Here is a 12,440-nt window from a genome sequence, read left to right on the forward strand (position 1 = left end):
GGTGTAAGCTTCTGGGGATTCGTTCAGTTGCCGCCTTCACGCAACTCGAATTATTTAGGGTATATATGGGCGGCCGATGTAACTGCTACCGGACTTCTCCGCAGTTGAGGCAAAATGCGTACCGGTTCTGCGGGTCGTTCAGGTTATTCATGATGGACGGCTGTGACCGCATGACTTCCGCCAGCTGTGCGACCGGCGCTGGCAGCATAGACTGGACGACAACGGGCAGCAGGGCATAAACGGAAGCGTTCACCTGATTCAGCATTGTGTCGAGCAGACCTGGCTGTTCGGCATACCAGTTCAACTGATATTGCCCCAGTTTTGCCAGCTCAGCGGCTTTCTTCACCGCATCATCAAAATCGCCGATCTGATCGACCAAACCATTTTCTTTCGCATCGCTACCGACCCAGACGTGACCTTGCGCGATCTGATCGATTTGCTCAGGCGTTTTCTTACGCGCCTGCGCCACGATATCGACGAAGTTCTTATAACCACGTTCGATACTCAACTGCATCATCTGCGAGAATTCAGGCGGCAGTGATTTCGTAATCGACAGATCGGCCAGCGGCGAGGTAGCTACGCCATCCGTGTGGACGCCAAGGTTTTCCAGCGAATCTTCGAACGTGGTAATCACGCCAAAAATACCGATAGAACCGGTCAGCGTACTGGCGCTGGAGATGATTGCGTTCGCAGGCGTTGAGATCCAGTAGCCGCCTGATGCCGCCATGCCGCCCATGGATACCACGATCGGTTTACCCGCCAAACGGAGCGCCATCAGTTCTGAGCGAATCAGCTCCGACGCGGTAACGCTACCACCGGGGCTATTGACGCGTAATACCAGCGCTTTGACTTTAGGATCGAGGCGCGCGGCGCGGATTTGTGCCGCCGTGGTATCACCGCCGACCATTCCCGGCGTTTCCGGACCATCAATGATTGCGCCATTGGCAAACACAACCGCGATCTGGTTGTTGTTTTGTACCGGTGGTTTGATGGTGTAGTCGTAAATGCTGATGAAATTAAAGTTGTTCTTCTGACTATTCCAGCCGAACGCTTTAACCAGCGATTGCTCAGTCACGGAACGTGATGCCACTTCATCGACCAGCTTGTTATCCAGCGCATAGCGTGCGGTATCGCCCTGAACGGCCTGCAGGCTTGCAAGGATACTGGTCGCGCCCGGGAAGAGCTGCTGAGGTGTAATCTGGCGGTTAGCGGAAACGGTATTTAAATACTGCTGCCACAGGGCATTGATCCAACGGCCATCGGCATCGCGCGCAGCAGGTGACATATCGTCACGCAGATACGGCTCAACGGCTGATTTATAGGTTCCCACACGGAAGATATTGGTGGTCACTTTCAGCTTGTCCAGCATGGACTTGAAGTAGAGATTGTTGGTCGCGAAACCGTGCAGATCAACACTGCCTTGTGGCGTCAATGACACCGTATTGGCAAAACTGGCCAAATAGTATTGAGACTGGTTGTAGCTGTCGCCGACTGCATAAATAGGTTTGCCGCTATCGCGAAATTCGCGCAGCGCCTTACCGATGTATTGCATAGACGGTTGGTCGGCACCGGTAAAGTCGCTGAGATCCAGCACCATTCCCGTGATGTTGTCGTCACTCTTTGCCTGACGAATACTGTCGACAATATCGAACAGTGAGTTCTCCTGGCGACGGTTGTTCGATGCGCCGAAGAATTCGCGTCCTAATTGACGCAATTTGTTGTTAACGGTGGGTTGATCAACGACCACGCCCGTCAGATCGACCAGCAGCGCACCCTTCGTGGCTTCTTCAGGCGTCGTTTTTACCTGTGAGTAGATCCCAACACCCACTAAAATCAGAGCAATAAGGAAAATATTGAGAATAAATTCTCTGATAAAATTAAGCAGACGCCATGTCCACTTAAAAAATCCGCTAAAAATTCGCCACAATGTGCGCATGATATCTCCATGAACGGGTAAACAGCGTGTGCCCTACGTCCTTCAACTCGCCCTCTGGCAAGTGATGAAGCACAAGGAGTGATAGTATCCTAATGAGCGGACAGTAAAAAGTCAGCATTAAATCACCGTAGGAGCGCGCCCTGTCGGGGTTATCTTGTAACAAAACTTCTACTTGTGCTAACGTGGCGCGCAACGTTGCCGTTCAGTCGTTTCTACCGTAGAAATAGGTTGTACCGCAGAAATTATATTGCCAGACAGGAGATGTGCGATGGATGCTCTTGAATTGCTATTGAATCGTCGTTCGGCCTCGCGCCTGACCGCGCCAGCACCGACGGGTGACGCATTGAATAACATTATCCACGCCGGTATGCGTGCGCCGGATCATGGCGCAATGAAGCCGTGGCGCTTTTTTATGATCGAAAATGACGGTTTGGATCGTTTTAGTTCGCTACTGACCCGTGCAGCGCAGCAGGAAGGATTGGACGATGCCGGTATCGATAAAGCGCGTCAGGCACCTTATCGCGCGCCGCTGATTATCACCGTTGTTGCGCATTGCGAAGAGAACCCGAAAGTCCCGCTCTGGGAGCAAATTGTCTCCGCAGGCTGTGCGGTTCAGGCCATGCAGATGGCGGCATTGGCGCAGGGCTTTAACGGTATCTGGCGTAGCGGTGCCTGGACGCACAATACGCTGGTGCGTGAAGCGTTCAACTGCCGTGAACAGGATGAAATCGTCGGTTTCCTCTATCTGGGGACGCCCGTGCTCAAGGCCTCGACGACGGTCACGCCGCTTGATACCGACGCGTTTGTTCACTACTTCTGATCGTCATCTCTTGAACAATATCGATTTCCACCCCGTTTTACAGCGTGCTTTCCCGCGAGTTACGCGGGAAATGCCCAGTCTGCTTGATGGTGAATAATGCGACTTTTTATTGCCGAAAAGCCCAGCCTTGCGCGGGCGATTGCAGACGTGTTACCCAAACCGCATCGACGCGGCGATGGCTTTATTGCCTGCGGTCAAAATGATGTTGTGACGTGGTGCGTGGGGCACTTGCTGGAGCAGGCGCAGCCAGATGTTTATGATGCGCGCTATGCTCGCTGGTCGCTTGCCGATCTGCCGATCATTCCCCAGAAATGGCTGTTGCAGCCGCGACCCTCTGTCAGTAAGCAGCTCAACGCCATAAAAAAGCTCCTGAATGATGCCACCGAAGTAATTCACGCGGGAGACCCCGATCGTGAAGGTCAGCTGCTGGTGGATGAGGTGCTGGAATATCTTTCGCTGCCGGAAGAAAAACGCCAGCAGGTACGTCGTTGTCTGGTTAACGATCTCAACCCACAGGCGGTGGAACGTGCCGTTTCTCGTCTGCGTGAGAACCGAGAGTTCATCCCTTTGTGTGTATCGGCGCTGGCGCGTTCCCGTGCAGATTGGCTCTACGGCATTAACATGACCCGCGCCTATACGATATTAGGGCGCAATGCGGGCTATGACGGCGTGCTGTCGGTTGGCCGCGTGCAAACGCCAGTGCTGGGGCTGGTGGTGCGACGAGATGAAGAGATAGAAAACTTCGTTTCCAAAGATTACTTTGAAGTGAAAGCCCATATCGTGACGCCTGCCGATGAGCGTTTTGTCGCGATGTGGCAGCCTAGCGAATCCTGTGAACCTTATCAGGATGAAGAAGGGCGATTGCTGCATCGCTCGTTGGCGGATCATGTCATCAAGCGTATCGAAGGCCAGCCCGCGATTGTCACCAGCTATAATGATAAACGGGAATCAGAAATCGCGCCGTTGCCTTATTCGCTGTCGACATTACAAATCGAAGCGGCGAAGCGTTTCGGGCTGAGTGCGCAGCAGGTGCTGGACGTGTGCCAGAAGCTCTATGAAACCCATAAGCTGATTACGTACCCGCGTTCTGACTGTCGCTATCTGCCAGAGGAGCATTTTGCCGGGCGTCATGCCGTCTTGAATGCGATATCCGTATACCAACCCGATCTGTTGCCACAGCCGGTCATGGATGTGGATCGACGTAATCGCTGCTGGGACGATGGTAAGGTCGATGCTCACCATGCGATTATTCCCACCGCCCGCAGTGCAAGTGCCTCGCTGACGGAGAATGAGCGCAAGGTGTATGGTTTAGTCGCGCGGCAGTACATCATGCAGTTCTGTCCGGACGCCGTGTTTCGCAAGTGTGTCATTGAACTGGATATTGCGGGTGGTAAATTTATTGCCAAAGCGCGGTTCCTGGCCGAAGCCGGTTGGCGCACGTTGTTAGGTGGCAAAGAGCGGGACGAAGAAAATGAAGGGACTCCGCTGCCCGTGGTGGCAAAAGGTGATGAGTTACTGTGTGAACGCGGTGAGGTGGTTGAGCGCCAAACACAGCCGCCGCGGCCGTTTACCGATGCCACGCTGTTGTCGGCGATTACGGGCATCGCGCGTTTTGTGCAGGATAAAGAACTGAAGAAAATTCTGCGGGCGACCGATGGATTAGGAACTGAGGCGACGCGCGCGGGTATTATCGAGCTATTGTTTAAACGGACATTTCTGTTTAAGAAAGCCCGCTATATTCACGCGAGTGAAGCGGGGCGGGCGTTGATTCACTCACTGCCTGCGAGCGCGGCGCACCCTGACATGACAGCACATTGGGAAGCGACGTTGACGCAAATCAGCGAGAAGAAATGTCGCTATCAGGATTTTATGCAACCGTTGACCCACTCCTTGCAGGAGCTGATTCAGCAAGCAAAACAGAACGGCGCGGTGAGGGCGTTTAAAGGGCTTTCTGCACCGGCGTCGGGTGCCTCAAAACGGCGTAAGCCTCAGACTAAAAAAGCGAAGGAGCAGGAGCAATGAAATCGTTAGTGTCTTTGTGTTTCGCCAGTGTGATGCTGGTGCTGCCCACGTTGGCACAGGCTAATCGTGGCGGAACGGATATTGTTGTTCCTGTTCCACCGGAAGTGTGGGGCGCTGGGACCACGGTACGTGAGCAAAATAACAATTGCCTGCGCTGCTGCGTGTATGAAAACCGGAACTACTCTGAGGGCGCGGTGGTAAAGGTCGACGGGGTGATTCTGCAATGCGTGCGAGACAAGCAAACGCTGGGAACGAACAATTTGATATGGCAGTTGGTTAAGCAATAACGGTGATAAAAAAGCACTACGCTTAATACTTTTACCTATTTTAATCACCGCTGTGGCTTTGATGCACAGCGGTGATGTTATTTTTACTACGTACGATCTTTTACAACGTACTATTTCTACAGCGAAAATGTCTACAACGAAAACTGTGCCCAGATCGGTGCATGATCGGACGGTTTTTCCATCCCTCGGATATCGTAATCAATCCCGGTAGCGACACAGCGTTCGGCCAAAAAAGTACTGGCGAGAATCAGGTCAATACGTAGGCCGCGGTTGTCATCGAACCCAGCGGAACGGTAGTCAAACCATGAAAAACGATCGTTGCTGTCTGGATTCGCGGCACGGAAGGTATCGATAAGCCCCCAGCCTTGCAAACGCGCCATCCATTCACGCTCTTCCGGCAGGAAAGAACATTTACCGGTACGCAACCAGCGCTTACGGTTCTCTTCGCCGATGCCGATATCCAGATCGGTAGGGCTGATATTGACATCACCCATCACGATCAGCGGTTGTGTCGCGCTGTGGTGCTGTTCCAGATAGGTTTGGAGGTCCTGATAAAAGCGCGTCTTGGCGGGGAATTTCACCGGATGGTCGCGGCTTTCTCCCTGCGGGAAATACCCGTTAACGACCGTGAGCGTGCCGTGCTCGGTGGCAAAGTCAGCCATGATGATCCGGCGCTGTGCGTCTTCTTCATCCGTTGGGAAACCGCAACGAACCGCGATGGGCTGCGTTTTACACAGCAACGCGACGCCGTAGTGACCTTTTTGTCCGTGATAATAAACGTGGTAGCCGTATTGGCTGACATCCTCTAACGGAAACATGTCATCGTGGACTTTGGTTTCCTGCAACCCGATCACATCCGGCTGGTGTTGTTCGATAATGGCGGCCAACTGATGAGGGCGCGCCCGCAGGCCATTGATATTAAAAGATACAAATTTCATGTTCGCTGCCATTCGCTAAAAAATGTGACCAGATGGTAGCAGAAAATGAGGGATGCCGTCACGGTGAGGCGGCACTTTCTAACGGCGTTGATGGGCTTATTGCTGTGGCTTCAGAGACGGTTGGCGCAGATGAGAATCGTTAAAAATAAGATTCACTTATATTCAGTTGAACACGAGGCTTGTCGACCGTTATACTCCGCTCTCTCGCAGGAGAGAGGGCGTATACCCGTCATACTTCAAGCTGCATGTGCGTTGGCATTCCTCGCTCACCCCAGTCACTTACTGGTGTAAGCTCCTGGGGATTCACTGTGTCGCCGCCTTCATGCAACTCGAATTATTTAGGGTATATAACGCTCCGCCGAAGGCGCAAACTCCCATAATCGCTCAGGCTACCCTAACTGCGAATTCCATTGAAGCCAACTGGAGAGAGGTTGCAATGCAACCCACCGAAGGGGCAAGCAGCACTGCTGCGTAAACTCTCAGGTAAAGCGGACAGAGGGAGTGGCACATTTCACAGGATAACTTGTGTGCTGACTTACATCTATCTGATCGCGATTACGGCTGAAGGGATGTCCGGGGCGCTGGCCGCTGGACGTCGTAATATGGATATTTTTGGCGTAGGCATGATTGCCTTTATCACCGCGCTTGGCGGTGGCACCGTTCGCGATATTCTCCTCGGTAATTATCCCATCGGCTGGACGCAACATCCCGGCTATATCTACCTCACCATTGGTGCGGGTCTTTTCACGATTATCATTGCGCGCTTCATGCACCACTTGCACCGACTCTTTCTGGTGCTGGATGCGAGGGGGCTGATTGCGTTTACGGTTATTGGCTGCAACGTCGCACTGCAACTGAATTATTCAACGACGGTGGTGGTGATGGCGGGTATCGTAACCGGAATTTTCGGTGGAATATTGCGTGATATTTTCTGCAACCGTACGCCAATGGTGCTGAAGAAAGAGCTGTACGCCAGCGTCTCGCTTTTAGTCGCACTTTTATATCTGGGACTAAAGTCGCTTAATATTAATCACGATATTAACCTGCTGGCGTCATTCACTATCGGTTTGGCCGTGCGTCTGGCAGCAATTCGCTGGTCGTGGCAGCTTCCCGTGTTCTCTTATGTTCCTGGGCGCTGGAAAGGGAAGGCGTAAGGTTATATTCCCCCCATTCTATATAGCGCCTGATATTGGTGCGAGTACGAGTGGGGAAATAACGCTGCGCGTTGCTCAAAACCGTGCCGGTTTTGTCGAACCTTGGTCGAAGGTTCTCACCTTCCCCTGATGGGAATCTGATGCTTTAGCGTTGGGATTTAATTCAGAAGTATTACTTGAAATGGTGGTGGGGGAAGGATAATTCGGTGCTTCGCACCTCACCCTGCGGGTCAACGCTGCGCGTTGCTCAAAACCATGCCGGTTTTGTCGAACCTTGGTCGAAGGTTCTCACCTTCCCCTGATGGGAATCTGACGCTTTAGTGTTGGGATGTAATTCAGAAGTACTACTTTGAAATGGTGGTGGGGGAAGGATTCGAACCTTCGAAGTCTGTGACGGCAGATTTACAGTCTGCTCCCTTTGGCCGCTCGGGAACCCCACCACTGGCCTTGCTGCAAGAAGCTTTCGCTTCAAGCGGGGCGCATCATATCAAATGACGCGCCCCTGTAAAGCGGTATATATCAAAAATAAATGCGGTTGCCGTTTTTTTATTCCTTTCGGCGCATCCTTATACAAAAAGATGCCCGATCAACCAATTACAGAATAATGGTGCGGTTACCGTAGACAAAAACACGCTGTCCCAGCACGCGATACAGCGCACGACTCAGGACATTTTTCTCAACGTCACGGCCTGCACGCATCATGTCGTCGCCTGAATAAGTATGGTCGACGTGAATGACGTCCTGCATGATGATTGGGCCTTCATCCAGATTATCGTTGACGTAATGTGCCGTCGCGCCAATGATTTTTACTCCGCGCTCATAAGCCTGGTGGTACGGGCGAGCACCGATAAAGGCGGGTAAGAACGAATGGTGAATGTTGATCACCTGATTCGGGTAGTGCTGAACAAACGCTGGTGTAAGAACGCGCATATATTTCGCCAGCACGACGTAATCGGGTTTGTATTGATCGATCTGCGCGATCATTTTTTGATCGTGCTCTTCGCGAGTCAGTCCTTCATGGCTGACCAAATGGAAAGGAATATCAAACCGCTCGACCAGCGTCTGCAAGGTATCGTGGTTGCCGATGACGGCAGAGATTTCGACATCCAAACCACCATAGGCGCTTTTCATCAACAGATCGCCCAGACAGTGGGCTTCTTTCGTCACCAGAACGACGATGCGACGACGGCCAGCCGCAGTTAATTCGCGAGAAGATCCTTCGGGAAGCGCGCTATCCAGATCGGCTAACAGCGTGGTGTCGTTGAAAATCCCTTCCAACTCGGTCCGCATGAAAAAGCGCCCCGTGCGATGATCGACAAACTCATTGTTTTGCACGATGTTCAGTTCGTGCTTATAACAAATATTCGTAATTTTCGCGATGAGCCCTTTTGCGTCGGGGCAAATGGTTCGTAATACTTTTCTTTGTATATTTTGGGATTGCATGAGCGTGTGGATCCTGTCCAAAAACTAAAATAACGATCTTATGGTAACGCAGCAATAAAGCCGCGTGGGCGACTGCCTGTGTTCTATTGTCCGCAACACTTTTTATATTTCTTGCCGGAACCACACGGGCAAGGTTCATTTCTGCCGGTCTGCAAATGAACGCCGTCTATATAGTACCAGCGATTATGCTGGCGAAGGAAGCGTGAGCGCTCTCGCATCACTTCTGTTCGCTGATTGTCGGTTTCCGATATATAACGTGCGGCGAATTCCACATAGTCCTCATCGGACGTTTTTCCGGGAGACGTTGCCAGTATAGTAAGGCCGAGCCACTGCGAATTCTGGCAGCTTTCAGCGAGGGACTCGCGCCATTGCTCGGGTTGAAGATCGGGATGCCAGGTGGCGATAAGGTAATCGACATTGTGTTTGACATAGGCGGTATAGCGCGATCGCATTAATATGGCGGGCTCAGCCGCTGTTGCGGCATGCGTGAGGTACGGTTGACAGCATGCGTTATACTGCAACCCACTGCAACAGGGGCAAGATTCTGACACAACGTCTCCTGAAGAAAATTTAAGATAAAAACTGATAGATAATAGACAGATCACTATGCAGGATGCCGATATGTTACCTAAGAAACTCTACGTGTAGCAATGTACGCTAAAATGAAGGCAGGTGGATCGATCATGCAGCGGAAAAAAATTGGAATAGCCTTGGGATCTGGGGCAGCGAAAGGATGGGCGCATATTGGTGTGTTTAATGCGTTAACAAAAATGGGGGTAAATATTGATATTGTGGCCGGTTGTTCTATCGGCGCACTGGTTGGCGCGGCGTATGCCACAAACAATCTATCTTCGATGGATCGCTGGGTGAGGGCGTTTGGTTACTGGGACGTGATTCGATTGATGGATCTCTCCTGGCAGCGTGGTAGTTTGTTGCGTGGAGATCGTGTTTTTAATAGTGTGAAGCATTTGTTACATACAACACAGATTGAAGACTGTGATATTAAATACGGCGTAGTGACGACAAATCTCAGCACAGGGCGTGAACTCTGGCTGACGGAAGGCGACCTGCATCAGGCTATGCGGGCGTCTTGCAGTATGCCAGGCCTGCTATCCCCCGTTCGATTTAACGATTACTGGCTGGTGGATGGCGCGGTGGTAAACCCTGTTCCTGTGTCTCTGGCGCGGGCAATGGGGGCCGACATTGTTATCGCAGTTGATCTCCAGCACGATGCCAGTCTTAATCATCAGGATTTGCTGTCGATTAAACCGACGGCGTCAGACATTGATGTGGAGAATGTTCCGCAGGATTGGCGTAGCAGAATTCGTGAACGTTTACTGCGAAGCCGTCGTCAGCCAGCGGAAAGTTCGCCAACGGCGATGGAGATAATGAGTACGTCGATCCAGATTCTGGAAAATCGGTTGAAGATGACGCGGATGGCGGGCGATCCGCCGGATGTGCTGCTACAACCGCATTGTCCCCAGATTGCTACCTTAGATTTTCATCGGGCGCAGGAGGCGATTGAGGCGGGTTATAAGGCGGTGGAAAAGATGCGTGATGAATTGTTGCCGCTCGTGAGAGAGGCATAATGAGGCGCGCAGCATGTAGTTAAACATGTAGCGAAGAAGACAAGGTGTGCCATCTATCCGGCACATTGGCGCTAAAGCAGGTGTGATTATTCGGTGTTTGAAGTAAGGGGTACTGATGGAACGACCACTGGCGGGTAAGCATATTTTAGTCATTGATGACGAGGCTGTTTTTCGATCTGTGCTCGCTGGTTATCTGACTTCTCTTGGGGCTTCCGTTCAGGAGGCGATTAATGGATTAGACGCACTAAGTATTCTTGAACATTACCAACCCGATTTAATAATTTGCGATCTGAAGATGCCGACGATGGGAGGTATCGAGTTCCTTGAACGTCTGCGCTTGAAAGACAACGACACGCCAATATTGATCATTTCCGCAACCAGCCAGATGGCAGATATCGCCAAAGTCTTGCGGCTTGGTGTTCAGGATGTATTACTGAAACCGATTCGTGACTATGCACGTTTACGTGAAGCTGTAATGTCCTGTCTGTATCCTGATATGTTCACCTCACAGCTGAATGAGCTGGATCAACTCATGCAGGATATGGATTCCCTTAATCAATCTCCTGAAGCCGTCACCAAACTGCTTACTCAGCTACAGCCGCCTGTTCAGCAAACACTTGCTCGTTGCCGTGTTAACTATCGTCAGTTGACGGCAGCGGAACAACCAGGGCTGGTGTTGGATATTGCCGCGCTTTCGGAGACGGAGCTGGCGTTCTACTGTCTTGATGTCACTCAGGGCGTCAATAATAATGGGACACTGGCAGCGTTACTACTTCGAACCTTGTTCAATGGGGTACTTCAGGAGCATTTGACCGATCAGCAACATCGTTTACCGTACCTGCCTACTCTATTAAAGCAGGTAAACCAGCTGCTGCGTCAGGCGAGTCTGAAAGGTCGTTTTCCTTTACTGGTGGGGTATTACCATCAACAGTTGAAACAGCTGATACTGATTTCTGCTGGGCTAAATGCGACGCTGAACGTTAACGAACAGCAGATTGCGCTAAATAGCGGTGTCCCTTTAGGCACGCTTGAAGGGGCTTATCTCAACCAGTTAAATTACCAGTGTGAAGCATGGCAATGCCAGATATGGGGAGGGGGCGGCCGTTTACGACTGATGTTGACTACAGAATAGTCTGATAGCGCGAGATGAAGCTGGTTTCAGGTGATGCTCATCTTTCGGTATTATTTTTTACTATGTAGGGAGTTATCTTATTTTTTATTGAACGGTAACGTTGGGACAAGCGTGCTCTTGTTAAAGTCGTTATACTCTCGCGGTTATCTTGATTAGATAAATAAAGTTCATTATTTGAACGGTATATAAGAGGCTGTTTATGTCTATTGTGAATAAAAAAGTAAAAAAAGCGGTCATACCGGTTGCTGGGTTAGGGACGCGTATGCTGCCCGCCACCAAAGCCATTCCTAAAGAAATGCTGCCATTGGTAGATAAACCGCTGATCCAATATGTTGTTAATGAGTGTATCGCTGCAGGGATTAATGAAATTATTCTGGTTACACACTCTTCTAAAAATTCTATCGAAAACCATTTCGATACCAGTTTTGAACTGGAAGCCATATTAGAAAAGCGTGTTAAACGTCAGCTGCTGGAAGAGATTCAATCCATCTGTCCTAAGCACGTCACTATTATGCAAGTACGTCAGGGATTAGCGAAAGGGTTAGGTCACGCCGTATTGTGCGCGCACCCGTTAGTTGGAGATGAACCTGTCGCAGTTATTCTGCCGGATGTGATTATTGATGAGTATGAATCCGATCTGAAGAAAGATAACCTAAGCGAAATGCTGCAACGTTTTTCCATTACAGGCCACAGCCAGATTATGGTTGAGCCGGTTGAAAATGTAAGTAGCTACGGCGTTGTTGATTGTAAGGGCGTGGAATTAAAGGCTGGGGATAGTGCACCTATGGTTGGTGTGGTTGAGAAACCTGAAGCTTCTGAAGCTCCGTCTAATTTAGCTGTCGTTGGCCGTTATGTCCTTTCTGCGGATATTTGGTCTCTGCTGGAAAAAACACCGCCAGGCGCAGGTAATGAAATTCAGTTAACTGATGCTATCGCGATGTTGATGGAAAAAGAAATAGTAGAAGCGTATCACCTGAAAGGCGTGAGTCATGACTGTGGTAATAAATTAGGCTATATGCAGGCATTTGTGGAATATGGTTTACGCCATGATGGTTTAGGCCAGGAATTTGCGCAGTGGCTGCAGGAAACGATTGAAGCAGAAGAAAAATAACAGAATGT

The 12,440-nt window shown here is 50.8% G+C and carries 11 protein-coding genes, 1 tRNA gene, 1 other RNA gene and 1 riboswitch; of the genes, 7 read left to right on the forward strand and 6 right to left on the reverse strand.

Going from position 1 to position 12,440, the window contains the following annotated elements:
• Nucleotides 1-85: 85 nt before the first annotated feature.
• Nucleotides 86-1,936: a signal peptide peptidase SppA gene (gene sppA / locus LOZ86_RS10195; protein WP_039514133.1), complete on the reverse strand. Its 1,851-nt coding sequence runs from the start codon at nucleotides 1,934-1,936 to the stop codon at nucleotides 86-88.
• A 268-nt stretch (nucleotides 1,937-2,204) separates the two neighbouring features.
• Between sppA and LOZ86_RS10200 the strand changes: the two genes are divergently transcribed.
• The 3 genes from LOZ86_RS10200 (at nucleotide 2,205) to LOZ86_RS10210 (ending at nucleotide 5,065) form a co-directional block, all read left to right on the forward strand.
• Nucleotides 2,205-2,756, forward strand: a complete 552-nt coding sequence (locus tag LOZ86_RS10200) for an NAD(P)H nitroreductase (RefSeq protein WP_039514135.1) — start codon at nucleotides 2,205-2,207, stop codon at nucleotides 2,754-2,756.
• Nucleotides 2,757-2,852: 96 nt separating this feature from the next.
• Nucleotides 2,853-4,778, forward strand: coding sequence for a DNA topoisomerase III (locus tag LOZ86_RS10205; protein WP_039487073.1), 1,926 nt, complete (start codon nucleotides 2,853-2,855; stop codon nucleotides 4,776-4,778).
• Nucleotides 4,775-5,065: a YnjH family protein gene (locus tag LOZ86_RS10210; RefSeq protein WP_039514138.1), complete on the forward strand. Its 291-nt coding sequence runs from the start codon at nucleotides 4,775-4,777 to the stop codon at nucleotides 5,063-5,065. Before LOZ86_RS10205 ends, LOZ86_RS10210 begins: the two co-directional genes overlap by 4 nt.
• Before the next feature lie 131 nt (nucleotides 5,066-5,196).
• Here LOZ86_RS10210 and xthA read toward each other — a convergent pair whose 3' ends face one another.
• The gene (gene xthA, locus LOZ86_RS10215) at nucleotides 5,197-6,003 is read right to left on the reverse strand and encodes an exodeoxyribonuclease III (protein ID WP_039487079.1); all 807 of its coding nucleotides are present in this window, start codon (nucleotides 6,001-6,003) and stop codon (nucleotides 5,197-5,199) included.
• A 410-nt stretch (nucleotides 6,004-6,413) separates the two neighbouring features.
• Nucleotides 6,414-6,509: riboswitch (glycine riboswitch) on the forward strand.
• 21 nt (nucleotides 6,510-6,530) lie between these two features.
• Between xthA and LOZ86_RS10220 the strand changes: the two genes are divergently transcribed.
• Nucleotides 6,531-7,157: a trimeric intracellular cation channel family protein gene (locus tag LOZ86_RS10220; protein WP_230243135.1), complete on the forward strand. Its 627-nt coding sequence runs from the start codon at nucleotides 6,531-6,533 to the stop codon at nucleotides 7,155-7,157.
• A 182-nt stretch (nucleotides 7,158-7,339) separates the two neighbouring features.
• On the opposite strand, the gene LOZ86_RS10225 is transcribed toward LOZ86_RS10220, so the two are convergent.
• From LOZ86_RS10225 to LOZ86_RS10240, 4 genes are all read right to left on the reverse strand, one after another.
• A non-coding RNA gene (locus LOZ86_RS10225) (RtT sRNA) lies at nucleotides 7,340-7,469 on the reverse strand.
• A gap of 43 nt (nucleotides 7,470-7,512) precedes the next feature.
• A tRNA-Tyr gene (locus LOZ86_RS10230) sits at nucleotides 7,513-7,597 on the reverse strand.
• Between the two features lie 154 nt (nucleotides 7,598-7,751).
• A complete protein-coding gene (gene purU / locus LOZ86_RS10235; RefSeq protein ID WP_010295235.1) occupies nucleotides 7,752-8,600 on the reverse strand; it encodes a formyltetrahydrofolate deformylase in 849 nt (282 codons plus the stop codon).
• An 83-nt stretch (nucleotides 8,601-8,683) separates the two neighbouring features.
• Entirely contained in the window at nucleotides 8,684-9,151 is a 468-nt protein-coding gene (locus tag LOZ86_RS10240) for a YchJ family protein (protein ID WP_072012437.1), read from the reverse strand.
• A 132-nt stretch (nucleotides 9,152-9,283) separates the two neighbouring features.
• On the opposite strand from LOZ86_RS10240, the gene rssA reads away from it, so the two are divergent.
• The 3 genes from rssA to galU all read left to right on the forward strand — a co-directional run bounded on the left by rssA (nucleotide 9,284) and on the right by galU (nucleotide 12,432).
• Nucleotides 9,284-10,189, forward strand: a complete 906-nt coding sequence (gene rssA, locus LOZ86_RS10245; protein WP_039487086.1) for a patatin-like phospholipase RssA — start codon at nucleotides 9,284-9,286, stop codon at nucleotides 10,187-10,189.
• A gap of 115 nt (nucleotides 10,190-10,304) precedes the next feature.
• A complete protein-coding gene (rssB, locus tag LOZ86_RS10250) occupies nucleotides 10,305-11,321 on the forward strand; it encodes a two-component system response regulator RssB (RefSeq protein ID WP_039487087.1) in 1,017 nt (338 codons plus the stop codon).
• A 199-nt stretch (nucleotides 11,322-11,520) separates the two neighbouring features.
• A complete protein-coding gene (gene galU, locus LOZ86_RS10255; RefSeq protein WP_039487089.1) occupies nucleotides 11,521-12,432 on the forward strand; it encodes a UTP--glucose-1-phosphate uridylyltransferase GalU in 912 nt (303 codons plus the stop codon).
• Nucleotides 12,433-12,440: the final 8 nt, after the last annotated feature.

The sequence above is a fragment of the Pectobacterium parvum genome (assembly GCF_020971565.1).
Lineage (GTDB): Bacteria > Pseudomonadota > Gammaproteobacteria > Enterobacterales > Enterobacteriaceae > Pectobacterium > Pectobacterium polare.